The sequence below is a fragment of the Arenimonas sp. genome, assembly GCF_035721105.1.
Classification (GTDB): domain Bacteria; phylum Pseudomonadota; class Gammaproteobacteria; order Xanthomonadales; family Xanthomonadaceae; genus Arenimonas.
Genome location: NZ_DASTNG010000055.1, coordinates 1 through 22,431 on the forward strand (window position 1 = coordinate 1; position 22,431 = coordinate 22,431).

Genomic DNA, 22,431 nt, shown 5'->3' on the forward strand with positions numbered 1-22,431 from the left:
CATCCCGCGGTCCGACCCAAACAGGCCCTTTAGTCGATCCCGGGTCCGGTTATGTGTTTCGAGCGTGGATGCCTGAAGGTAGCCTTGAATGTATGTCGCCAAAGCGTGCCATGCATTCTTGGTCTACCCCAGCGTGGGAGACCATCAACTACTATGTGAAGACTGACCGAGGGATCGGTCTAGGCCACAAACTGGTCTCCCTTGCCAAGCCGTTGCATCGCAAGTGGTTCGGTGAGGGGGTCGCAAAAGCCACCTTGGAGAAAATTGAAGGGCGCTGGGCTACTGTCCGACTGGAAAAGGACGAGGCCGGGACCAAAGCGAAGTGGCAACTGCCGAAGCCGGCCAGGGGTGAGTCCTATTCACCACGAGTGGACATTGATTACTCATGAGATACGCCACCGCGAAACGTCGCAACAAACTGCCCCCGTTGGAGCGGGCCTTGTTATCAGCGCACGTCGTCCTACTGGTTCACCAGGATAAGATGGACGAGACCGAAGCAGGGCGAACGCTTCGCGGGGCAATGGGCGTTCCGTGGTCCTTTCTCACTGCCCTCCAGTATCTGTCTGGCCAGGAAGCCATCGCCTCTATCCAAGGGCTGCCTGCGGGATGGACGAATAGCGAGTTGACCAAAGAGCGGGCCTGCGAAGCCATCTTGATTGCGGGACTGGCCTGCGCACATGGCCATCCCAGTGGTGCGGCGATGTCCGCCGGCCACCTGGTGTCGGCGCTTCGGAAAATAGGGCGGCCCGAGTAGCCCAGTGGCTTGGGGCTAGTTTCGATTGTGCCCGTGCTGCTTCGACAGCAGCACCGCTTTCCAATGCGTTTCCCGGTCGAGGACTTCCTGCTTAGTCGCGTGCAGATCCGCGACTTCGAGAATGGAGAAGCGCAGCGCGGCTAGGCGCTCCTCAGAGCCATCCAGGCCGAACTCCTGGCGCAGGGCCTTGTTGCCGCCGTGCCCGGTATTCGCATACGCGCACCAGCGGCCCCAGATACCCTCGGAGCCGTCGGCCTTACCCACGTAGAGCTTGCCCTTGGCGGTGTCGGTGATGAGGTAGATGCCCTTCACGCTGGACAAGGCTGCACGCCAGGACTCCAGGTTCTGGCGCACCACCAGGTCCAGGTGGGTCTTGGGGAGGGCGAGGTGCTTGTAGCCCGGGAACTGGCCGATGCTGCGGCGCTCGGGCAGAAGCTCGGACACCACCATGTTGTGCGCTATCGTCTCGCCTCTCAGGTATGACCAGCGAGACTTGTATGGGCTCGTCAGGTAGAGCCGGCCGACCCATTCATCCGCTGATGGCAACCGCTCAAGATTGTAATAGTGCAGGGCGCGATATTCGCCCTGCTCTTCGACGGCGCCATGGGAGCGAAATAGTCCGGCGAACAGCCAGCGGGTCGGAAGGCCGTCCTGGACCAAGGACACGACAAACTCGCGCTCGAAGTTTCGCCCCGTTTGCCAGCGCTGCCATTCGTCCCAGCGTCCCGCGAGGAACTCATCAATGGGCCGCTCGTTGCCGTTGTAGCGGCCCAGGTGAACCTTGGCCTTGGTGGCGGTCAAGGCGGGCTCCCATAGGGAGAGTAGGTCGAACAGGCGCACTGGCTATCCTCCGACGTAGACGCTGCAATCTAAGCACGTCGTGCGGATGCGTGGCTGGGTGAGAAAAAATCTCACTCGGAACCAAGTGACCTGCCCCCGATTTTCCGGGACATGCCTCAATCAGGCCACAGACAGAGGCCGCCAGAAATATAAGGACAGACCAGACCGTCGTTGACTTCGGCTCGACCCATACGCCGGGCATGGTTCCGTTCTAGGACTTCCACCCGCGGATCAGTTTTGAGCCATCACTTTTTTTGGGGCGGATGCGCTCCAGCGTCCGGTTCGGCACCTTACACATCGACCGCCAAGCTTGAAGCTCTCGACTCCCGCGTGAAGTAAAAGGTTTCGAATCAACCTCCGGGAATGCGTTTTTCATGCGGTTGGCATGACGTTGGCCCGCTTGGGACGACGCGCCGCTATACAAATTTAGGCCCGACAAGCATGACTATGGTCGCGGGATTGAGGCGCGTCCATCCTCATCCTCATTTGCGATGCGATCTCGCTGAACCAGCGTCCCTGGCAGTAGCCATGCGCCTACCCTCGGCCACATGAACAATTAAAGTCATATGGAACAATGGTTTAGCCAACCCTGCGCGAGGACATGGCGACCTAAGCGCACCTTAAGCCGCCCAGGCCCCACTTCTGAAGCCAGCATGCGCCGCCAGGAGCCAACCGGAGCAGCGGGGCAGCCCGGCATGTCCCGATCTCCCGGTGGGCCCAGGATGCGCCCGGGACACACTGGTGCTGCTCAATGCCCAGCGTGCCAGGGGCTCTAGTCATAGACGCCCGCCCCACCCCGCCACTCGGCTTCGAGCTCATGCGCCAGCTGCCGCATTTCGGCATCCAAACGAGACAGGAACACCACGCCCCCGGCTGATTCCGCCTGCGAGGCCGACTGAAGAATCACCGACCTTTCCCCGGCTCGCTGCTTCACCATGCGTGAGGTCGTTCTCCGGCAGCTATTGGCGACCAGGGACAGCAACACCCTCGACAGCCCCTTACCTCGGTGCTCCGGGGCGATGAAAACATAGGTCAACTCGAAGAAGACGCGAAGTTGCTCATCGTCATGCTCACCGTCCATCTTCAGAGCCGCAAAACCGACGACTCGCCCGTCGGACTCCAGGCTGAACCTACGGGTTCGAGCACAAAGACCGGCACCACGGAACTGACTGATCGCCTTTTCATCGGCGAAGGCCAACCGAGAGCTGGCCCTCCCCCGTGAGCAAGTCGCTAGGCGCTCAATGTCCACGATCAAGCGCCCGCAGTTCGCCGTATAGCGAGGCCGCAGCCGTCCTGTGCCGGGATTCCACATACCTCCCAAAAACGGGTTCGGAGCGCATGACGACAGCGGCCAGGCAAGCCGGCGAACCTCGATATATCCTCATGGGGAGGCGGCGACAGAAACGCTTCGCGTCTTTCGAAACACCAAAGTGGCGCGCCAGACACCAGGTGAACCTCTCTCCAAACCACACAGGCAGTCGATGATCGGCGGTGATCCGCCTCCAACGATCGTGGCTGCGCCGGGCACGGGCCTCAATCTCAGCAGCCGAGGCGAAACCATCCTCCGGCGTGAATTCCTGCTCTTCGACCCAGCCGATACGACTCGCCTCACCCGGCATCATGGTCACCCTGTCCTCGAGTTCTTCGCGCGAAATTCCGAAATAGCGCGCTTTGTCGTCCAGGTCATTGATCCAAATGGGCATGTCGTCCGGGGGAAGCGGAACCCCGTGCTTGATCAAGCTCTTGAAGTAACGATCGCTTCGATCACAAACCTCCCGATCGACCGCATTGCCCGTGGATTGGGATCGCAGGAACAGGAAGAGCCGCACACCAGGAACCTTTTCGCTGCCGATATCCGCCCAGGCGGCAGCCATGGACGTCTCACCAAGAACACGTTCCAAGCGCCGGCGGAAGGAGCGACGGAACATGCTACGGGGGCCATCTCCCTCTCCGGAGTAGAAGCGGAGAGCTTGACGCCCTCGGAGGTCGATGGACAAAGCACACGCATCGTCTCCCGGCAGGCCGGACCACCAAGACTCCAAGCTCGCCTTCTCGCCATGAATCACCGACGCGATTTGAAGGCCGGCGATCAACTCTCCCAGTCCGGGGATCTCGCGCTCCTCCCGAGCCACATTCTTCCAGCTGGGGAGCCAGACAGGCCCGAGGGCGTCCAGCCTTTGCACCGGGATAGTTTGAGGAAAAAAGTCCTCTTCTCCCTTTTTGGAATCGTTCCGGGTAGGTTCTGAATAACCCTTAATAACAAGGGAAAACGGCGCCTTTTTCCTCAAGATAGGTCCCGGGGCTGCTCCGGCATCCCATTCAAGCTGAACAACCTGCTGGGCACACCAGCGCAGGACGTTCCGGGAGTTGCTAAGCCGCATTCGTGCAGACCATGCATCTCGCGTGCAACGAGGCGTCGGCGGCTCTTCCATGCCCAGACTCCGGCATACAGCTTCGACGGCCTTGCCGCTGACCTGGCTCGAGGATCGGGCCTTTGTTGCTGGGGACATGGGTTCAGAATCCATTTCTTCTAGCAGGGCCTCAAGGTCGGCAAAGAATGCCCCCTCGTCACTGGCTACGTTTTCGTTACTCATGCTGATGCCTCCGATAGTGTGCTGGCCTCCCGTCGCCACGGCGCAGGCGCGCGGACGCCTGCCAGGTCGGCCTGTGAGAATTGAGTGGTTGGATCGTGCGGATTGACGCGGCGCGACCGCTGAGCGGTAGGCGCGGGTCCCCGGCGAGACGGGGCTCAGATAGGAGCGAGGTGTGCTTCAGGGGAATGGCGGTCAGCCAGATATCGGCCTCCGCGTCGACATTATAGTCGCGGCAATAGAAGCCCTTCGACGCCGCTCAGCCCAGGCCGCGGCAACCTTCATTTGCCACGGCGTAGGCCTGGCGAGAGTCAGGAAAGCCTGGCCACCGCAGCCGCTAGCGTATCCGGGCACAAGTGCGCGTAGCGGAGGGTCATCTTGATGTCTGCGTGGCCCAGCAGCTCGCGGACCGTATTGAGGTCTACCCCGACTCGGACCAGACGGCTGGCGAAGTGATGGCGTAGGTCGTGGAACCGGAAGTCCGTAATTTCGGCGGCCTCAAGGAGGTTCCGCCAGGCCGTCTTCGCGTCCCGGATGCCGAAGACCTCGCCGTCGGCCCCGCCCTGAGCAGCCCACTTGGACAGCGCACGATGAGCATCAGCGTTAAGCGGAATAAACCGCTGCTTGCCGCTTTTGGCGACCGCCGCCCGGACCGTGAGTATCTTCGCTTCCAGGTTGATGTCGGCCCAGCGCAGGGTCAGCAGCTCCCGACGACGCAGCCCCGTGTTCATCGCCAACAGCACCAGGGGGGTCAGATGATCCCCGTAGCCATCCCTGGGCAATACCGGATAGAGCGGCCTGTCCCGCTGGTCACGCCACTGATTGGCAGACTCGCGCCCCGCGATCAGGAACGCATCCCGGCGGGCCAGCGTCGCCCTCAGGCGCTTCTCCTCGGCCGGGCTCAGGTATCGGACGACCGACCGGGGTGCGACCGTCTTATTCCGAAGGCCCAGCAACGGATTGGCTTCGAGCAGCTTCCATTCGACAGCCTTACTCAGGGCGGACCGCAGGCAAGCCAAGTCTCGGGAGGCGGTTGCCTTGGTAACCAGACGCTCCCCTTCCTTCGGGGCATGCACCCTGCCCCGCCACCAGGCTTCGACCTTCGCGGTATCCAGGGCGTCCAATGGCAGGCCCAGCCAGTCCGGGAAGGACTTACGAATTCGCTCGACGTAGCGGGCGCCGCCCCTCAACTCGGCCACTGCCCACCCTTCGTAGTGCGCACTAAGGAACTGGCCCAGGGGCATGGCAGAGACCTGCTTCCCTGCGATGGCCGGAAGACGCTGCTGGAGGGCCTCGGACATCGCCTGAAGCGTTTGAGCGCGCGCATCGTCCAGGGATAAGTGCGCGGCGGCTCCGAGCGTCCTGCGCTTCCCACGCGCCCACTCGACGATGAAAGCTTTGTAGCCCGACGGTTGCACCCGGAGGATCAGGCCTTTCATGGCCATGTCCCGAATCTCGTAGGGGCGCTCTTGGGGAGGACTGGTAGCGACAATCCGCTTCGTGAGGGTAGTCCGCATCGGGGGTCTGCATCCGTAAATGGCCGTAAGTGCAGAGTAGGACGGGCCAAAAAGCGGCGCCCGGTGAGGAGCATCCGCATTACGGTGCAACAGACACAGCAGGCGCTGGCCGGGGAGATCCAGGCCAGTTCATGTCATCGGGGATCAAGCGCTCGGCAACGTCACGAGCTTCGGTGCAACGCACCAAGAAAATGCAGCCTTTTGGCCGGGAAAAGCAGCATTACGAATGCGCCGCTCTACCAACTGAGCTATTCCGGCGTGAGGCGCGGATTCTAGTCTGCGCCGCGTTCGTGGTCAATTTGCCGCGCCATTGGCGGGTTTCCGGCCATATAACGCGAGATTCAGGCGCGTTTTCGTAACGTGGACCCCGCTGCAGGAGACATCATCGCCGCAACAAGAGATCACCCCGCAGCGTGATCACCGGCCGCTTCAAAGGAGAAATCCAATGACGACCAACAACACCGAACTCCGCAAGGAGAAGATCGAAACCCTGAACGAGCTGATCCAGGCGACGCGCGACAGCGCCAACTTCTACGCCGACGCCGCGGACGCCGTCACCAACCCCGGCCTGAGCACGCTGTTCGGCGAGCTGGCCGAATCCAAGAAGGGGCTGGTGGGCAGCATGTCGCGCGAGGTCCGCGCCGAGGCCGCCGAGCCGGCCCAGTCCGGCACCCTGCGTGGCTCCCTGCACCAGCTCTACTCGACGCTGCGCGCCGAGATGGCCCGCGACCACGGCGACTACGCCTACGTGAAGGAGCTCGAGAAGAGCGAGGATCGCCTGATGGCGGCCTTCCACGACGTCATCAAGCGCGACGACGCGCCCAAGGCGGTCAAGGAGTCGCTGCTGAGCTACCTGCCCAAGGTGCAGCAGCACCACGACGCCATGCGGGACCGCAAGTGGGCGATGGAAGCCCGCCACTAAGCGTCGCCCGCCACCCACACTTCGCGCGCCCGGCCCGTTCGCGGTCGCCGGGCGCCCCCCGGGGACATTTCAGAACTGGGAGGAAACATGCTTAACCCAACCATCAAAACCAAACGCACGGTGCTGGCCGCCGCGCTGGCGGCACTGGTCGCCCCCGGCCTCGCCCTCGCCGACGGCATGGACATGAGCGGCTGGAACGCCGAGACCAAGGATGCTTACCGGGAGGGCCAGATCTGGGGCACTTACGTGACCAACCCGGCCCTTGACGCGCTCGATCTTCAGGTTGACGTGGAAGGCGACCGCGCGACGCTGACCGGCGACGTCGAGTCGATCATCCAGAAACGCCTGGCCGAACGCATCGCCCTGCGCGCCGACGGCATCGCCTCCGTGAAGAACGAGCTCAGGATCGACCCCGAGTTGGTCGTGACGGTGATCGAACCGGTGCCTGGCTATGCGACCTACGTCGCCGACGCCACGCTCGAGGCCATGGTCGACTCCAAGCTGCTGTGGAACCAGTACACCGACGGCCTGGACATCAACGTGATGACCAACGCCGGCGTGGTCACCCTGACCGGCCAGGCCGATACGCCGCACTCGCGCGCCCTGGCCGGCCGCCTCGCGGCCACCACGCCGGGCACCACCCTGGTCAACAACCAGCTGACGCTGGACCCGGACCAGAAGGGCCAGGTCGCCACGGCCGAGGCCGCCGACGGTGACGATGCGCTGAGCGATACCAGGATCGCGGCCAAGACCAACGCCACGCTGCTCTGGACCGAAGGCGTCCAGGGCACCGACATCGACGTGGAAGCCAAGGACGGCGTGGTCACGCTCGAAGGCACCGTCGAGAGCGGCTACGAGAAGGAGCTCGCCATCGAGATCGCCCAAGGCATCCGGGGCGTGGAGCGCGTGGACGCCAGCGGCCTGAAGCTGTCGCCGGCCACGGACAGCCTGAGCCAGCGCTGACGGTCGCGTGATCGACCTGGATGGAAAACAGACGGGCCCGGATAGCCGGGCCCGTTTTCGTTCCCGCTGCAGTGCGCCCCGGGATCAGTTCACGAGGTTGATGCGCAGTTCCTTGGGCAGGGCGAACACGACGTTCTCCGGCTCGCCCTCGAGGTGCTCGACCTGGCCGGCGCCGAGTTCCTGCAGCCGGGCCACCACGCCCTGCACCAGGACTTCGGGCGCGGAGGCGCCGGCGGTGAGGCCGACGCGGGTGGCGCCTTCCAGCCAGGCCGGATCGATGCACTCGGCGCCGTCGATCAGGAAGGCGCGGGCGCCCTGCTTCTCGGCCAGCTCGCGCAGGCGGTTGGAGTTCGAGGAGTTCACCGAGCCGACCACCAGCACCACCTCGCAGCGGCCGGCCAGCAGGCGCACGGCATCCTGGCGGTTCTGGGTGGCATAGCAGATGTCGTCGTGCTTCGGGCCCTGGATGGCCGGGAAGCGGGCCTGCAGTGCGGCGATGATTCCCCGGGTGTCGTCCACCGACAGCGTGGTCTGGGTGGTGTAGGCCAGGTTGTCGGGCTGGGTGGGCGCGAGCGTGGCGACGCCGGCCACGTCCTCGACCAGGTGGATGTGGTTGTCGCCGTGCTCGCGGCGCCACTGCCCCATCGTGCCCTCCACTTCCGGATGCCCGGCGTGGCCGATCAGCACCACGTCGCGGCCGGCGCGGCAGTGGCGCGCCACTTCGATGTGCACCTTGGTCACAAGCGGGCAGGTTGCGTCGAACACCTTCAGGCCGCGGCGCTCGGCCTCGGCGCGCACGGCCTGGGACACGCCGTGGGCGCTGAAGATCACGGTGGCGCCGGCGGGCACTTCGTCCAGTTCCTCGACGAAGACCGCGCCGCGCTGGCGCAGGTCCTCGACCACGAAGCGGTTGTGCACGACCTCGTGCCGGACGTAGATCGGCGCGCCCAGCGAATCGATCGCGCGCTTGACGATCTCGATCGCGCGGTCGACGCCGGCGCAGAAGCCTCGGGGATTGGCGAGCAGGATGTCCATGCGCGGATTATCCCTTGCCCTTGGCCGACCGGGGCGACGAAAAGCTGAACAGCACCAGCCCGACCGCGCCGCCGACGATGCAGGCATCGGCCACGTTGAAGGCCGGCCAGTGCGGCAGGTCGGTGAAACCCAGGTACCAGTCCACGAAGTCCACGACGTAGCCGTGGCGGATGCGGTCGATGACGTTGCCGATCGCACCGGCGATGACCAGCGCGAACGGCAGCGCCGTCCGCCAGTCGCCGCGCGGGGTCCGCGCCAGCCAGGCCACCAGCACCGCGCTGATCACGAAGGCCAGCCCGGTGAAGAACCAGCGCTGCCAGCCGCCCGCCTGCGACAGGAAGCTGAAGGCGGCGCCGTAGTTGTGCACCAGCGTCCAGTTCCAGAAGCCTTCGATCACCGGCACCGGCTTGAGGTATTCCAGCCGGGTGACCGCCAGCCACTTGGTGAACTGGTCGAAGGCCAGCAGCGCCGCCGACAGGGCCAGCCAGGAAAGCGCGTTCGGGCGCGGGCGCGACATCAGAACCACCGCCGGGTTTCGCCGGCACCATTGACGTTCTCGACGCAGCGGCCGCACAGGCCCGGGTCATCGGGGTGCTGGCCGACGTCGGCGCGGTAGTGCCAGCAGCGCACGCATTTGCCATGGGTGGTCGAGCTCGCGTGGATCCAGCCGCCCTCGAGCGGCGGCACCGGCACCGGCTTGAGGTCGAAGCGCGAGGTGATGAAGAAGAAGCGCAGCTCGTCCGCCATCGGCGCCAGGCGATCGACCAGCTCCGCCTCCACGAACACCTCGACCTCCGCCTCCAGCGAGGCGCCGATCGCACCTTCCGCACGCATCGGTTCGAGCACCTTGCTGACCGCCTCGCGCATGGCCAGCAGGCGGTCGAAGTCCGCCGGCGCCAGCGCCGCGTCCGCCGGCATCGGCGCCAGCCCGTCGTACCAGGTGCAGAACAGGACGTTGTCCTCGCGCGTCCCCGGCAGGTGCCGCCAGATCTCGTCCGCGGTGAAGCTGAGGAACGGCGCCACCCAGCGCGCGAACGCCTCGGCGATGCGGAACATGGCGCTCTGCGCCGAACGCCGGCCGACGCTGTCGACCGGCATCGTGTACAGCCGGTCCTTGGTCACGTCCAGGTACACCGAGCCGAGGTCGTTGGTGCAGTAGTTCTGCACCATCGCCACCACGGCGGCGAAGTCGTAGCGCGCGTACGCGGCCTTGATCTCCTCCTGCAGCGCATGCGCCTTGTGCACCGCCCACTGGTCGAGCAGCAGCAGCCGGTCGTTGGGCAGCAGGCGCACCGCCGGTTCGAAGCCGTTGAGGTTGCCCAGCAGGAAACGCGCGGTGTTGCGGATGCGGCGGTAGGCGTCGGCGGTGCGCTTGAGGATGTCGTCGGACACCGACATCTCGTTGCGGTAGTCGGCCGAGGCCACCCACAGGCGCAGCACGTCGGCGCCCAGGCTGTCGTTGACCTTCTGCGGCTCGACCACGTTGCCGATCGACTTGGACATCTTGCGGCCCTGCGCATCCACGGTGAAGCCGTGGGTCAGCACCTGGCGGTAGGGCGCGGCCCCGTCCATCGCGATGCCGGTCAGCAGCGAGCTCTGGAACCAGCCGCGGTGCTGGTCCGAGCCCTCGAGGTAGAGGTCGGCGGGCTTGCGCAGGCCATCGCCCGCGCGGGCGGCCAGCACGCCCTCGTGGGTGACGCCGGAGTCGAACCAGACATCGAGGATGTCGGTGACCTTGAAGTAGTCGTCGGCTTCGGCGCCCAGGAACCCGGCGGGATCGAGCGCGAACCAGGCGTCGGTGCCGTGCTGCTGCACCCGGTCGGCGACCTGGCGCATGAATTCGACCGAGCGCGGGTGCGGCTCGCCGCTGACCTTGTGCACGAACAGCGCGATCGGCACGCCCCAGGTGCGCTGGCGGCTGATGCACCAGTCCGGGCGGCCTTCGATCATGCCGGCGATGCGGGCCTCGCCCCACTCCGGCACCCAGCCGACCTGCTTGATCGCGGCCATCGCGTCGCGGCGCAGGTTGGCCTGCTCCATCGAGATGAACCACTGCGGCGTGGCGCGGAAGGCCACCGGCGACTTGTGGCGCCAGCAGTGCGGATAGCTGTGCTCGAGCTTGCCCGAAGCCAGCAGCACGCCGCGCTCGGCCAGCAGCGCGGTGATGCTGTCGTTGGCCTTCCAGATGAACTGGCCGGCGAACAGCGGCGTGCCCGGCAGGTAGACGCCGTTGCCGCCCAGCGGATTGATCTCGGCCGGCGAGTACTGCGCCATCAGGCCGTACTTCACGCTGACCACGAAGTCTTCCTGGCCGTGGCCCGGCGCGGTGTGCACGGCGCCGGTACCGGCGTCGGTGGTGACGTGCTCGCCCAGGATCAGCGGGATTTCGCGGTCGTAGAACGGATGCCGGAGGCGCAGGCCCTCGAGCGCGGCGCCGGCGGCGCGGCCCAGCACGGTGACGGTGTCGACGCCGTAGCGCTGGAGCGCGCCCTCGGCCAGGGCCTCGGCCAGCACCAGCAGCTGGCGGCGGCCGGCGCGCGCCGGGCCTTCGACCAGCACGTAATCGATTTCCGCACCCAGCGTGACCGCAAGGCTGGCCGGCAGCGTCCAGGGCGTGGTGGTCCAGATCGGCACGCCGACCAGGGCGTCGCCGGCGTCCACGCCGAACTTGGCGGCCAGCGCCTTCGGGTCGAGCGCGTCGTAGGCCACGTCCACCATCGGCGAGACCTTGTCGGCGTACTCGATCTCCGCCTCGGCCAGGGCCGAGCCGCAGTCGAAGCACCAGTGCACCGGCTTGACGCCGCGGCTCAGGTGGCCGCGCTCGATGATCTTCGCCAGCGACCGCAGCATGTCGGCCTCGAAGGCGAAGTCCATGGTGCGGTACGGATGGTCCCAGTCACCCAGGATGCCCAGGCGCTGGAAGTCCTTGGACTGCCCGGCGATCTGCTCGGCGGCGTACTCGCGGCACTTGGCGCGGAAGGCACCGGCATCGAGCTTGTCGCCGACCTTGCCGTGCTTCTTCTCGACCACCAGCTCGATCGGCAGGCCGTGGCAGTCCCAGCCCGGCACGTAGGGCGCGTCGAAGCCCGACAGCAGCTTCGACTTCACCACCATGTCCTTGAGGACCTTGTTCACCGCATGGCCGATGTGGATCGAGCCGTTGGCATACGGCGGGCCGTCGTGCAGCACGAACAGCGGCCGGCCCTTGGCCTTGGCGCGCACCTGCTGGTACAGGCCCTGCTGCTGCCAGCCGGCCAGCATGCCCGGCTCGCGCTTGGGCAGGTCGCCGCGCATGGGGAATGCCGTCTCCGGCAGGCTGATGGTGTGCTTGTAGTCCTTGCCGCCGTTATCGGTCACGCCAACACTCCGCTTTCCTGCCTGTCGTGGCGCAATACGCGCCGGGCTTGCGCCGCATCCTGGTCCATCTGCCGGACCAGGGCGGGCAAGTCGTTGAATTTTTCCTCGTCGCGCAGCTTGGCGACGAACTCCACCTCGAGCCGGCGCCCGTACAGGTCGCCGGTGAAGTCGAACACATGCGCCTCGAGCAGCGGCTCCACGCCCTGCACCGTCGGCCGCGTGCCCAGGCTCGAGACGCTGGCCATCGGCCGCGGCCCGATGCCGTGCACCCAGGTGGCGTAGATGCCCGACAGCGCGGGCCGCTTTCCGGCCAGGCGCAGGTTGGCCGTGGGGTAGCCCAGGGTGCGGCCCAGCTGCTTGCCGCGCACCACCTTGCCGGCGATCGCGTAGCGCCGGCCGAGCTCGCGCGCGGCCCCGTCCAGGTCGCCCGCGGCCAGCTGCAGGCGCAGCGCCGTGCTCGACACGCGCTCCCCGCCCGCCTCCACCGGCGCGATCGCCCCGGCGCGGAAGCCGTGGGCTTCACCCAGGGCCTGCAGCAGGGCCAGGTCGCCGGCGCGGCGATGGCCGAAGCGGAATTCCGGGCCGACCCAGACCTCGCGCGCGGCCAGGCGCTCGACCAGCACCCGCTGCACGAAGGCTTCCGGTGCCATCGCCGCCATCGCCGCGTTGAAGCGCAGCAGGCCGACCACGTCCATGCCCAGCCCACGCAGGCCTTCGAACTTCGCGCGCGGCAGCGACAGCCGGGGCGGCGCCTGGTCGCGGCCGAAGAATTCGCGCGGCAGCGGCTCGAAGCTCAGGGCCACGGCGGCCAGCCCCGCCGCGCGCGCACGCGCCCGCACGTGGCCGACCAGCGCCCGATGCCCCAGGTGGAGGCCGTCGAAGGCACCGATGCAGACCACGCTGCCCTGCGGGCACGGTGACCGGCCCTCGACGTCGCGGAACAGCTTGCTCATGCGCGAAAGTATAGCGTTTGCGGCACCTCAGGCCTCACGCAGCTGGCGCGGGCGCACGCCGGCGAGCAGCAGGCCCAGCCCGTAGGCCAGGGCGCCGGCGCCGACCACGGCCGCCAGCCAGGCGGCCCGCAGGTACCACGGTCCCAGGTCGGCCCAGTCCCCGACCTGGCGGCAGGCGTACAGCACGACGGCCGACATCAGCGCCGACGCGAGGGCGATCTGCAGGAACAGCCGGGCCCAGCCCCGCTGTGCCCGGTAGACGCCCTGCCGGATCAGGTAGCGCCACAGCAGGCCGGCATTGACGATGCCCGCCAGCGCCGTGGCCAGGGCGATGCCGCCGTGCGCGGCGCCGAATCCCCAGTACCACAGCGGGGTCACCAGGAGCACCGTCAGCAGCACGTTCACGAACACCGTGAGCACCGCCGCCCGCATCGGCGTCCGCGTGTCCTGGCGGGCGTAGAAGGCCGGCAGCAGCACCTTGCTGAGCATGAAGGCGGGCACGCCCACGCTCATGGCCATGACGCTGGCGGACACCATCCGGGTGTCGTGTTCGGTGAACGCGCCGTACTGGAACAGCGTGGCGCACAGCGGCCCCGACATCAGCGCCAGCCCCAGGGCCGCCGGCACGCTGACCAGGGCCACCAGCCGCAGGCCCCAGTCGATGGCCTGCGAATACCCCTGGGCATCGGTATCGGCGAACCGGCGAGACAGATGCGGGAGGATCACGGTGCCGATGGCGACGCCGAACAGGCCCAGCGGGAATTCGACCAGCCGGTCCGAGTAGTAGAGCCAGGCCTGCGCGTTGACGATCAACAGGGACGCGAACATGGTGCCGACCAGCAGGTTCAGCTGCGACACCGAGGAGGAGAAGATCGTCGGCAGCATCAGTCCGAAGACCCGCCGCACGCCGGCATGACGGAAGTCCAGGCGCAGGCGCGGCGCAACGCCCAGCCGGCCCAGCGCCGGCCAGAGCAGCAGCAGCTGCAGCAGGCCCGCCAGGAACACGCCCCAGGCCAGGGCGTACTCGCGGATCTCGAAATACGCCGCCAGGCCCAGCATTGCCGCGATCATGCCCAGGTTGTGCAGCACCGGGGTAAAGGCCGGCAGGCCGAAGCGTCGAAGGCTGTTGAGCACCGCGCCAGCCATCGCCGTCATCGAGATGAAGGCCAGGTAGGGGAAGGTGATGCGCAGCATGTCTGCGGTCAGCGCGACCTGCTCGGAGTCCTTGCCGGCGAACAGCAGGAACAGGCGGGCGATCACCGGGGCGAACAGCATGCCCAACCCGGTGATCGCCAGCACCACGGCCAGCAGGGCGCCGGCGACGTGGTCCAGGAAGTCCTTCAGCGCGGCCTGGTCGCCGCGCTGGTGCAGTTCCGACAGCACCGGCACGAAGGCCGAGGAGAACGAGCCCTCGGCGAAGATCCGCCGAAGATAGTTCGGGATGCGGTAGGCCACCACGAAGGCGCTGACCGCCGCGCCGGTGCCGAACAGGTTGGCCTGGATCTGGTCCCGGGCCAGCCCGGCGATGCGGGACAGGAAGGTCATGGCGCTGAAAACCGCCGTGGACCGCAGCAGGCCGCCCCGGCTCATGCCCCCTCTCCCGGGGTCCGGCGGGGGAATTGACTCAAGCTACTGAATCCCCCATAATTTCGGGTCTTTCCAGCTCCACCCCAGCAAGACCCCCATTTTCCCCGCCGGTTTGCACCGATCCGGCTATCCATCATCGATTTCAGGAGCCCTCCGTGGCCAACATCAAGTCCGCCAAGAAGCGCGCCAAGCAGACCGTCGTCCGCAACGCCCGCAATGCCAGCCAGCGCTCCATGCTGCGCACCGCCGTGAAGAAGGTCATCAAGGCCCTGGAAGCCAAGGACGCCGCCGGCGCCGAAGCCGCCTTCGCGACCGCCCAGCCGATCCTGGACCGCTACTCGGCCCGTGGCCTGATCCACCGCAACAAGGCCGCCCGCCACAAGAGCCGCATCAGCGCCCACATTAAGGCGCTGAAGCAGGCCTGATCCCGCGGCGCCCTCGGGCGCCCGGCCGATCGGCGAGAAAAGGCCGGCGAAAGCCGGCCTTTTTGCTGCCTGCGATCCAGGCATCCGGCGGACCGCGGCCCGGCCCGGGAACCCGCCGGCCGCGCCGGCACGCTGCACGCCGGACTCAGGCATTGCGGGACATCTCCGCGCGCGCCGCCGCGTCCTCCGCGGCCTCCAGCTCGGCGGCCTTCTTGTCGTCGAAGAACTGCTGGATCTTGAGCACGATCGGCCAGGTGCCGTCGCGACCGATGGCCGAGGCCATGAACCAGGGTTCCTTCCAGTCCAGCGCCGCCACCACCGCCTCGGCGCGCGCCTGGCGCTCGTCCTCGGGGATCAGGTCGCACTTGTTGAGCACCAGCCAGCGGGGCTTTTCCAGCATGCCCGGGTCGTACTTGCGCAGCTCGTTCTCGATCGCCCGCACCTGCTGCACCGGATCCACGCCATCGTCGAACGGCGCCATGTCCACCAGGTGCAGCAGCACGCGGGTGCGCTGCACGTGGCGCAGGAACAGGCTGCCGAGGCCGGCGCCGTCGGCGGCGCCCTCGATCAGGCCGGGGATGTCGGCGATCACGAAGCTGCGGTCCATCTCGACGCTGACCACGCCCAGGTTCGGGTACAGGGTGGTGAACGGGTAATCGGCGACCTTCGGGGTCGCGGCCGAGACGGCGCGGATGAAGGTGGACTTGCCGGCGTTCGGGAAGCCCAGCAGGCCGACGTCGGCCAGCAGCTTGAGCTCCAGACGGATCTCGCGCTCCTCGCCCGGGGTGCCGGTGCCAGCCTTGCGCGGCGCCCGGTTCACCGAACTCTTGAAGTGCACGTTGCCCTTGCCGCCGACGCCGCCCTGCGCGACCAGCAGCCGGTCGCCGTGGTCGGTGAGGTCGCCGATGATCTCGTCGGTCTCGACGTTGATGACCTCGGTGCCGATCGGCACGCGGATCACCACGTCTTCGCCGGCCTTGCCGAAGGCCTGCCGGCCCATGCCGTTCTGGCCGCGCTGGGCCCGGAACTGGCGCTGGTGGCGGAAGTCGATCAGGGTGTTGAGGTTCTCGTCGGCCTCGAGCCAGACGCTGCCGCCATTGCCGCCGTCACCGCCGTCGGGACCGCCGAGCGGGATGAACTTCTCGCGCCGGAAGCTGATGCAGCCGTTACCGCCGTCGCCGGCGATGACCAGGATCTGGGCTTCATCTACGAATTTCACTGGGTGCTTCCCGGGCGGCGGAACGGGACGTTCGCCGCGATTGTGGGCCGTCCGCGCCGCGCCGTGAAGGGCGCGGGCCGGGACCAGCCGGATTCTGAAACGAAAAGCCCCGCCGAAGCGGGGCCCTTCAGGCGGTACCGGGCGGGGTTCAGGCCGCCGGGACCACGCTCACGGTGCGACGCTTGTTCGGACCCTTGACCGAGAAGTCCACCACGCCGTCCACGAGGGCGAACAGGGTGTGGTCGCGGCCGAGGCCGACGCCCATGCCGGGGTGGAACTCGGTGCCACGCTGGCGGACGATGATGTTGCCCGCTTCGATGGCCTGGCCGCCGTAGATCTTGACGCCCAGGTACTTCGGGTTGGAGTCGCGGCCGTTGCGGGACGAGCCTACGCCTTTTTTCTGTGCCATGACGTTATCTCCTCGGGCTTAGCCGGCGATGCCGGTGATTTCGATTTCGGTGAAGTACTGCCGGTGGCCCATCTGCTTGCGATGGTGCTTGCGGCGACGGAACTTGACGATGCGGACCTTGTCGAGGCGGCCGTGCGACTTGACGGTCGCGGTGACCTTGGCGCCGGCGACGTTCGGGGTGCCGACGGTGACCTTGTCACCATTGCCCACCATCAGGACGCTGTCGATGTCGAAGCTCTTGCCTTCTTCCAGGTCGATCTTCTCGACCTTCAGGGTCTCGCCCTGCATGACGCGGTATTGCTTGCCGCCGGTAACGATGACTGCATACATGACCAGGATTCCTCTGTAGTTATTTTGACCAACGCCTGCCCGCGGTCGACGGACAGGAGCGGAATTATCGCCAAAAACCCCTTACCAGTCAAACCGTTCGACCAATCAAATGAACCTGGTTCATTTGATTGGTCGTAAGTCATTGACGTGGCGGGGGTTGGGGGCGGGTGACGGGGAGTCACGGGCTGCCGACAGCGGGCTGGTAGACTGCCGGGTTCTTCCCTCCGGAGCCGCCCCCAGGCGCATGGACACGATCCGCATCCGCGGTGCCCGCACCCACAATCTCAAGAACATCGACCTGGACCTGCCCCGGGACAAGCTGATCGTCATCACCGGCCTGTCCGGGTCCGGCAAGTCCTCCCTGGCCTTCGACACCATCTACGCCGAGGGCCAGCGCCGCTACGTCGAGTCGCTGTCGGCCTATGCCCGGCAGTTCCTGAGCGTGATGGAAAAGCCGGACGTGGACCACATCGAGGGCCTGTCGCCGGCCATCTCGATCGAACAGAAGTCCACCTCGCACAACCCGCGCTCGACCGTCGGCACCATCACCGAGATCTACGACTACCTGCGCCTGCTGTTCGCGCGCGTGGGCAGCCCGCGCTGCCCGGACCACCACTACCCGCTCGAGGCCCAGACCGTCGGCCAGATGGTCGACCAGGTGCTGGCCCTGCCCGCCGACCGCCGCTACATGCTGCTGGCGCCGGTCATCCGCGACCGCAAGGGCGAGCACGCCCAGGTCTTCGACCAACTGCGCGCCCAGGGCTTCGTGCGGGTGCGGGTGAACGGCGTGCTGCACGAGCTCGACGCCGTGCCCACCCTGGCCCTGCGCCAGAAGCACACCATCGAGGCCGTGATCGACCGCTTCAAGCCGCGCGACGACATCAAGCAGCGGCTGGCGGAAAGCTTCGAAACCGCGCTCAAGCTGGGCGACGGCCTGGCCCAGGTCCAGGACCTCGACGACGCCGCGGCGGCGCCGCTGCTGTTCTCGTCCAAGTTCAGCTGCCCGGTCTGCGACTACGCCCTGCCCGAGCTCGAGCCGCGCCTGTTCTCGTTCAACTCGCCCATGGGCGCCTGCCCCACCTGCGACGGCCTGGGCATCACCCAGTTCTTCGACCCGGGCCGCGTCGTGGTGCACCCCGAGCTGAGCCTGGCCGCCGGCGCCGTGCGCGGCTGGGACCGCCGCAACGCCTACTATTTCCAGCTCATCGCCTCGCTGGCCAAGCACTACGGCTTCGACCCCGACACCCACTGGAACGAGCTGACCGAACAGGTGCGCCAGGCCGTGCTCTACGGCAGCGGCGAGGACATCATCACCTTCACCTACCTCACCGAATCCGGCGGCCGCACCCAGCGCAAGCACGTGTTCGAGGGCATCGTGCCCAACCTCGAGCGCCGCTACCGCGAGACCGAATCGCAGGTGGTGAAGGAAGAGCTGGCCAAGTTCATTTCCGACCGCCCCTGCCCCGACTGCGGCGGCGCGCGCCTGAACCGCTCGGCCCGCAACGTGCTGGTCGCCGACCGCAACCTCTCGCAGCTCACCCAGCTGCCGGTGGACGAGTCGCTGGCCTTCTTCTCGCACCTGAGCCTGGCCGGCTGGCGCGGCGAGATCGCCGCCAAGATCGTCAAGGAAATCCGCGACCGCCTGCGCTTCCTGGTCGACGTCGGCCTCGACTACCTCACGCTCGAGCGCAAGGCCGACTCGCTGTCGGGCGGCGAAGCCCAGCGCATCCGCCTGGCCAGCCAGATCGGCGCCGGCCTGGTGGGCGTGATGTACGTGCTCGACGAGCCCTCGATCGGCCTGCACCAGCGCGACAACGAGCGCCTGCTCGGCACCCTCACCCGCCTGCGCGACCTGGGCAACACCGTCATCGTGGTCGAGCACGACGAGGACGCCATCCGCCTGGCCGACCACATCGTCGACATCGGCCCCGGCGCCGGCGTGCACGGCGGCGAGGTGATCGCCCAGGGCAACTACGAGGACGTGCTCAAGGCCCCGCGTTCGATCACCGGCGCCTTCCTCTCCGGCCGCCGCCGCATCGAGATCCCGAAGCAGCGCCACAAGCCCAACCCGAAGATGATGCTGCGGCTGCTCGGCGCCAGCGGCAACAACCTCAAGGACGTCGACCTGGCGATCCCGGCGGGCCTGTTCACCTGCATCACCGGCGTGTCCGGTTCCGGCAAGTCGACCCTGGTCAACGACACGCTCTACCACCTGGCCGCGAACGAGCTCAACGGCGCCTCGCACACGCCCGCGCCCTACCGCGAGCTGCAGGGCATGGACCTGTTCGACAAGGTCGTGGACATCGACCAGTCGCCGATCGGCCGCACGCCGCGCTCGAACCCGGCCACCTACACCGGCCTGTTCACGCCGCTGCGCGAGCTGTTCGCGCAGGTGCCCGAGGCGCGCGCCCGCGGCTACTCGCCGGGCCGCTTCAGCTTCAACGTCCGCGGCGGCCGCTGCGAGGCCTGCCAGGGCGACGGCCTGATCAAGGTCGAGATGCACTTCCTGCCCGACGTCTACGTGCCCTGCGACGTCTGCCACGGCAAGCGCTACAACCGCGAGACGCTCGAGATCCGCTACAAGGGCTACACCATCCACGACGTGCTGGAGATGACGGTCGAGGACGCGCTGAAGCTGTTCGAGCCGGTGCCCACCCTCGCCCGCAAGCTCGAGACCCTGGTCGACGTGGGCCTGAGCTACATCAAGCTGGGCCAGTCGGCGACCACGCTCTCGGGCGGCGAGGCGCAGCGCGTGAAGCTGTCGAAGGAGCTCAGCCGCCGCGACACCGGCCGCACGCTCTACATCCTCGACGAGCCCACCACCGGCCTGCACTTCCACGACATCGAGCACCTGCTGGCCGTGCTGCACAAGCTGCGCGACGACGGCAACACCATCGTGGTGATCGAGCACAACCTGGACGTGATCAAGACCGCCGACTGGGTCATCGACCTCGGCCCCGAGGGCGGCCACCGCGGCGGCCGGATCCTGGCCGAAGGCACGCCCGAGCACCTGGCCACCGTCGCCGCGTCCCACACCGGCCGCTTCCTGTCGAAGATGCTCGCGCCCGACACCGTGCTGCCGACCCGCAAGGCCGCCCAGCCCAAGGCCACGGGGCTGCCGCCCAAGGCCGCCGACAAGAAGTCCGCGCCCGCGAAGAAGACCAGGAAATCCGCATGAACCCGACCGTCTACACCCTGGACATCGAATCGCGCTGGCGCGACATGGATGCCTTCAACCACGTCAACAACGCCAGCTACCTCGGCTACATCGAGGAGGCGCGCGTGCGCTGGTTCAAGTCGCTGTCCACCGACTGGGCCGGCGAGACCTCGGCGCCGGTGATGGCCTCGGTGACGGTGAACTACCGGCGCCCGGCGCACTGGCCGGAGACGCTGCGCATCGAGCTGTTCGCCGAACGCGTCGGCGGCAAGAGCCTGACCCTGGGCCACCGCATCCTGTCGGCGGCGGATCCGTCCATCGTCTACTGCGACGGCCACACCGTGCTGGTGTGGATCGAGCGCAGCGGCCAGTCGGTGCCGCTGCCGGACAAGGTGCGCGCCGCCTGCGGCGGCTGAGCCTCAGGGCGCCTCGCGGCGCACCGGGAAGGTCGCGAACACGCGGCGACCGTCGGCCAGGACCAGGCGGATGCGCGCAACGTCGCCTTCGGCCAGTGGCTGCAGCGGACGCATCAGCATCAGGTGCAGGCCGCCGGGCTCGAAGCGAAGCGATCCGCCCGGCGCGACCACCAGCTTGCCGGCGGGCCGCATCCGGCTGACGCCGTCCTCGACCACCGTGCGATGGATCATCGGCATGCCGAAGTCCATGCTTTCGACGTCGGCCACTTCCACCGGCGCCGCGCAGCGATTGCGCAGCACCAGGTAGCCGGCCAGCGAGGCGGCGCCCGGCGGCGCGGCGCGCACCCACGGCGATTCGATCACGGGTGCGCAATCGACAGGTGCCCCAACGGCGGCTGAAGCCGACAGGACGAGCGTTAACCCCAGGGCAAGGCGAAGTGCGTTCATGCGCCTATGATAATCCCACGCGCCTCAAGGAGTTGTTGATGAAACGCACCCTGCTCGCCGCCGCCGTCACCCTGGCCACCGCCACCGCTGCCCAGGCCGCCGACACCACCCTCACCCTCTACAGCGGCGACTACGACGCCGTGGTCCAGTCCGAGGCCATGCCCGGTGGACCCGGCTACGCCCTGGTCAGCCGGGCGATCGGCTTCGACCTCGCCAGCGGCAGCAACGAAGTGCAGCTCGGCGGCCTGCCGGCCGCGCTCGACGCCAGCACGGTGCGCCTGCGCCCGGAGGGCGATGCGCGCGTGCAGGGCCAGCGCTTCGACTTCGCCCTGGCCGGGCAGGACGACCTGCTGCGCCGCACGCTCGGCCAGATCGTCACGGTCGAGCAGTCTGTCGGCGACACCCGGCAGTCCTACACCGGCGTCCTGCTCGCGGCCGGCAGCGGCCTGACCCTGCGCCTGCCCGACGGCCGGGTGAAGGTGCTGGCCAACTATTCGAACTTCGAACTGCCGCGCCTGCCCGCAGGCCTGGTGAACGAGCCGACGCTCAGCTGGACCCTCGCGGCCGGCCGCGCCGGCCGCCAGTCCTTCGACCTCGCCTACGCCACCGCCGGCCTGGCCTGGCGCGCCGATTACCAGGTGGATCTGTCCGGTGGCGCCCGCGCCTGCCGCATGGACCTCGAGGGCGCGGCGATGGTGGCCAACCGCGCCGGCGCCGACTTCAACGACGTGGCCCTGGTGCTGGTGGCGGGCGAACCCAACCGCACCCAGGCCTCGGGACCGCGCATGGCCAAGGCCTATCGCAACGAGATCATGATGGACGCGATGGCCGCCCCGGCGCCGCAGGCCGAAGCCTCCGGCGAATACCACGCGTACCGCATCCCCGGCAGCGCCAACCTGCCCCAGGGCAGCCTGCAGCGCATCCCGCTGGTCGCGCCGGCACGGGGCATCGACTGCAGCCGCCGCTATGACACCCGCGCCGCGATCGGCGACTGGCGCCCGCCGCAGCCGATGATCGACGCCAACTTCAATGCCGTCGAAGGCGAGCAGCCGGTGATCGCCGGCCTGGACTTCACCAATGCAAAGAAGGCCGGCCTCGGCCTGCCGCTGCCGGCCGGCCGCGTCCGCGTGTTCGACGGCGGCAACCTGCTCGGCGAGGCGATGCTCGGCCATACCCCGGCCAACGCCGAGGTCGAACTCGCGTTGGGCACCGTGTTCGACCTCACCGCCGAGCGCAAGCGCGAAGCCTTCAGCGTCGACCGCGCCGGCCGCCAGATGGAGGAGCGCATCAGCGTGCTCGTGCGCAACGCCAAGGACGAGGCCGCCACCGTGCGCATCCACGAGGCCATGCCGCGCTGGAGCGACTGGGAGATCGTCTCGGCCACGGTGCAGCCCGCCGAGCGCGACGCACAGTCGGCGCGCTTCGACCTGGCGGTGCCGGCCGGCGGCGAGGCGCGCCTGACCTACACGGTGCGGTATCGTTGGGCCCCCGACGTACGCATCGACTGAA

Annotated in this window: 20 protein-coding genes; 7 read left to right on the top strand and 13 right to left on the bottom strand. The window is 67.6% G+C overall.

Annotated features, from left to right (window positions below):
- Window positions 1-389 (top strand): hypothetical protein (locus VFQ84_RS08180; protein ID WP_325131078.1); only part of this gene is annotated, 389 nt, incomplete at its 5' end.
- Between the two features lie 380 nt (window positions 390-769).
- Here VFQ84_RS08180 and VFQ84_RS08185 read toward each other — a convergent pair.
- The 4 genes from VFQ84_RS08185 to VFQ84_RS08200 form a co-directional block, all read right to left on the bottom strand.
- Window positions 770-1,555, bottom strand: a complete 786-nt coding sequence (locus VFQ84_RS08185; protein ID WP_325131080.1) for a GIY-YIG nuclease family protein — start codon at window positions 1,553-1,555, stop codon at window positions 770-772.
- An 811-nt stretch (window positions 1,556-2,366) separates the two neighbouring features.
- Entirely contained in the window at window positions 2,367-2,792 is a 426-nt protein-coding gene (locus VFQ84_RS08190; RefSeq protein ID WP_325131082.1) for a GNAT family N-acetyltransferase, read from the bottom strand.
- A 40-nt stretch (window positions 2,793-2,832) separates the two neighbouring features.
- The gene (locus VFQ84_RS08195) at window positions 2,833-4,188 is read right to left on the bottom strand and encodes a hypothetical protein (protein ID WP_325131084.1); all 1,356 of its coding nucleotides are present in this window, start codon (window positions 4,186-4,188) and stop codon (window positions 2,833-2,835) included.
- Between the two features lie 308 nt (window positions 4,189-4,496).
- Window positions 4,497-5,702, bottom strand: a complete 1,206-nt coding sequence (locus tag VFQ84_RS08200; RefSeq protein ID WP_325131085.1) for a site-specific integrase — start codon at window positions 5,700-5,702, stop codon at window positions 4,497-4,499.
- A gap of 445 nt (window positions 5,703-6,147) precedes the next feature.
- Here VFQ84_RS08200 and VFQ84_RS08205 point away from each other — a divergent pair, with 445 nt between their 5' ends.
- Complete coding sequence (locus VFQ84_RS08205) at window positions 6,148-6,624, top strand: PA2169 family four-helix-bundle protein (protein WP_325131087.1); 477 nt, start codon at window positions 6,148-6,150, stop codon at window positions 6,622-6,624.
- Window positions 6,625-6,711: 87 nt separating this feature from the next.
- A complete protein-coding gene (locus tag VFQ84_RS08210; protein ID WP_325131089.1) occupies window positions 6,712-7,587 on the top strand; it encodes a BON domain-containing protein in 876 nt (291 codons plus the stop codon).
- 84 nt (window positions 7,588-7,671) lie between these two features.
- Here VFQ84_RS08210 and ispH read toward each other — a convergent pair whose 3' ends face one another.
- From ispH to murJ, 5 genes are read right to left on the bottom strand one after another with little or no spacing between them, the layout of a single operon-like run.
- The gene (ispH, locus tag VFQ84_RS08215; RefSeq protein WP_325131091.1) at window positions 7,672-8,622 is read right to left on the bottom strand and encodes a 4-hydroxy-3-methylbut-2-enyl diphosphate reductase; all 951 of its coding nucleotides are present in this window, start codon (window positions 8,620-8,622) and stop codon (window positions 7,672-7,674) included.
- Window positions 8,623-8,629: 7 nt separating this feature from the next.
- Window positions 8,630-9,142 carry a signal peptidase II gene (lspA, locus tag VFQ84_RS08220; protein WP_325131251.1) on the bottom strand — a complete coding sequence of 171 codons (513 nt, stop codon included), beginning with the start codon at window positions 9,140-9,142 and terminating at the stop codon, window positions 8,630-8,632.
- On the bottom strand, window positions 9,139-11,916 hold the full coding sequence (gene ileS, locus VFQ84_RS08225; RefSeq protein ID WP_325131252.1) for an isoleucine--tRNA ligase: 2,778 nt from the start codon (window positions 11,914-11,916) through the stop codon (window positions 9,139-9,141). The genes lspA and ileS overlap by 4 nt, the downstream gene beginning before the upstream one ends.
- A gap of 59 nt (window positions 11,917-11,975) precedes the next feature.
- Complete coding sequence (locus VFQ84_RS08230; protein ID WP_325131093.1) at window positions 11,976-12,932, bottom strand: bifunctional riboflavin kinase/FAD synthetase; 957 nt, start codon at window positions 12,930-12,932, stop codon at window positions 11,976-11,978.
- Window positions 12,933-12,959: 27 nt separating this feature from the next.
- Window positions 12,960-14,522 (bottom strand): murein biosynthesis integral membrane protein MurJ, encoded by a 1,563-nt coding sequence (gene murJ / locus VFQ84_RS08235; RefSeq protein ID WP_325131094.1) that lies wholly within the window; start codon window positions 14,520-14,522, stop codon window positions 12,960-12,962.
- A 152-nt stretch (window positions 14,523-14,674) separates the two neighbouring features.
- Between murJ and rpsT the strand changes: the two genes are divergently transcribed.
- Window positions 14,675-14,944 carry a 30S ribosomal protein S20 gene (gene rpsT, locus VFQ84_RS08240; protein ID WP_034215061.1) on the top strand — a complete coding sequence of 90 codons (270 nt, stop codon included), beginning with the start codon at window positions 14,675-14,677 and terminating at the stop codon, window positions 14,942-14,944.
- A gap of 145 nt (window positions 14,945-15,089) precedes the next feature.
- Here the strand turns inward: rpsT and cgtA are convergent, their stop codons facing one another.
- The 3 genes from cgtA to rplU form a co-directional block, all read right to left on the bottom strand.
- Complete coding sequence (cgtA, locus tag VFQ84_RS08245; protein ID WP_325131103.1) at window positions 15,090-16,163, bottom strand: Obg family GTPase CgtA; 1,074 nt, start codon at window positions 16,161-16,163, stop codon at window positions 15,090-15,092.
- A gap of 148 nt (window positions 16,164-16,311) precedes the next feature.
- Window positions 16,312-16,572 carry a 50S ribosomal protein L27 gene (gene rpmA, locus VFQ84_RS08250; RefSeq protein WP_034215066.1) on the bottom strand — a complete coding sequence of 87 codons (261 nt, stop codon included), beginning with the start codon at window positions 16,570-16,572 and terminating at the stop codon, window positions 16,312-16,314.
- Window positions 16,573-16,590: 18 nt separating this feature from the next.
- Window positions 16,591-16,902 (bottom strand): 50S ribosomal protein L21, encoded by a 312-nt coding sequence (gene rplU / locus VFQ84_RS08255; protein ID WP_325131106.1) that lies wholly within the window; start codon window positions 16,900-16,902, stop codon window positions 16,591-16,593.
- A gap of 244 nt (window positions 16,903-17,146) precedes the next feature.
- Here rplU and uvrA point away from each other — a divergent pair, with 244 nt between their 5' ends.
- Window positions 17,147-20,080, top strand: coding sequence for an excinuclease ABC subunit UvrA (gene uvrA / locus VFQ84_RS08260; protein WP_325131108.1), 2,934 nt, complete (start codon window positions 17,147-17,149; stop codon window positions 20,078-20,080).
- Window positions 20,077-20,475: a thioesterase family protein gene (locus tag VFQ84_RS08265; protein WP_325131110.1), complete on the top strand. Its 399-nt coding sequence runs from the start codon at window positions 20,077-20,079 to the stop codon at window positions 20,473-20,475. The genes uvrA and VFQ84_RS08265 overlap by 4 nt, the downstream gene beginning before the upstream one ends.
- Window positions 20,476-20,478: 3 nt before the next feature.
- Here the strand turns inward: VFQ84_RS08265 and VFQ84_RS08270 are convergent, their stop codons facing one another.
- Window positions 20,479-20,838, bottom strand: coding sequence for a copper chaperone PCu(A)C (locus VFQ84_RS08270; protein ID WP_325131113.1), 360 nt, complete (start codon window positions 20,836-20,838; stop codon window positions 20,479-20,481).
- A gap of 122 nt (window positions 20,839-20,960) precedes the next feature.
- On the opposite strand from VFQ84_RS08270, the gene VFQ84_RS08275 reads away from it, so the two are divergent.
- Window positions 20,961-22,430, top strand: coding sequence for a DUF4139 domain-containing protein (locus VFQ84_RS08275; RefSeq protein WP_325131115.1), 1,470 nt, complete (start codon window positions 20,961-20,963; stop codon window positions 22,428-22,430).
- The last annotated feature ends 1 nt before the right edge of the window (window position 22,431 follow it).

Coding starts and splice junctions, on each gene's coding strand:
- VFQ84_RS08275 (WP_325131115.1), top strand. CDS start 20,961: ATGAAACGCACCCTGCTCGCCGCCGCCGTCACCCTGGCCACCGCCACC.
- ileS (WP_325131252.1), bottom strand. CDS start 11,916: ATGCGCGGCGACCTGCCCAAGCGCGAGCCGGGCATGCTGGCCGGCTGG.
- VFQ84_RS08195 (WP_325131084.1), bottom strand. CDS start 4,188: ATGAGTAACGAAAACGTAGCCAGTGACGAGGGGGCATTCTTTGCCGAC.
- VFQ84_RS08265 (WP_325131110.1), top strand. CDS start 20,077: ATGAACCCGACCGTCTACACCCTGGACATCGAATCGCGCTGGCGCGAC.
- VFQ84_RS08205 (WP_325131087.1), top strand. CDS start 6,148: ATGACGACCAACAACACCGAACTCCGCAAGGAGAAGATCGAAACCCTG.
- rpmA (WP_034215066.1), bottom strand. CDS start 16,572: ATGGCACAGAAAAAAGGCGTAGGCTCGTCCCGCAACGGCCGCGACTCC.
- ispH (WP_325131091.1), bottom strand. CDS start 8,622: ATGGACATCCTGCTCGCCAATCCCCGAGGCTTCTGCGCCGGCGTCGAC.
- uvrA (WP_325131108.1), top strand. CDS start 17,147: ATGGACACGATCCGCATCCGCGGTGCCCGCACCCACAATCTCAAGAAC.
- VFQ84_RS08210 (WP_325131089.1), top strand. CDS start 6,712: ATGCTTAACCCAACCATCAAAACCAAACGCACGGTGCTGGCCGCCGCG.
- VFQ84_RS08230 (WP_325131093.1), bottom strand. CDS start 12,932: ATGAGCAAGCTGTTCCGCGACGTCGAGGGCCGGTCACCGTGCCCGCAG.
- VFQ84_RS08200 (WP_325131085.1), bottom strand. CDS start 5,702: ATGCGGACTACCCTCACGAAGCGGATTGTCGCTACCAGTCCTCCCCAA.
- rplU (WP_325131106.1), bottom strand. CDS start 16,902: ATGTATGCAGTCATCGTTACCGGCGGCAAGCAATACCGCGTCATGCAG.
- murJ (WP_325131094.1), bottom strand. CDS start 14,522: ATGAGCCGGGGCGGCCTGCTGCGGTCCACGGCGGTTTTCAGCGCCATG.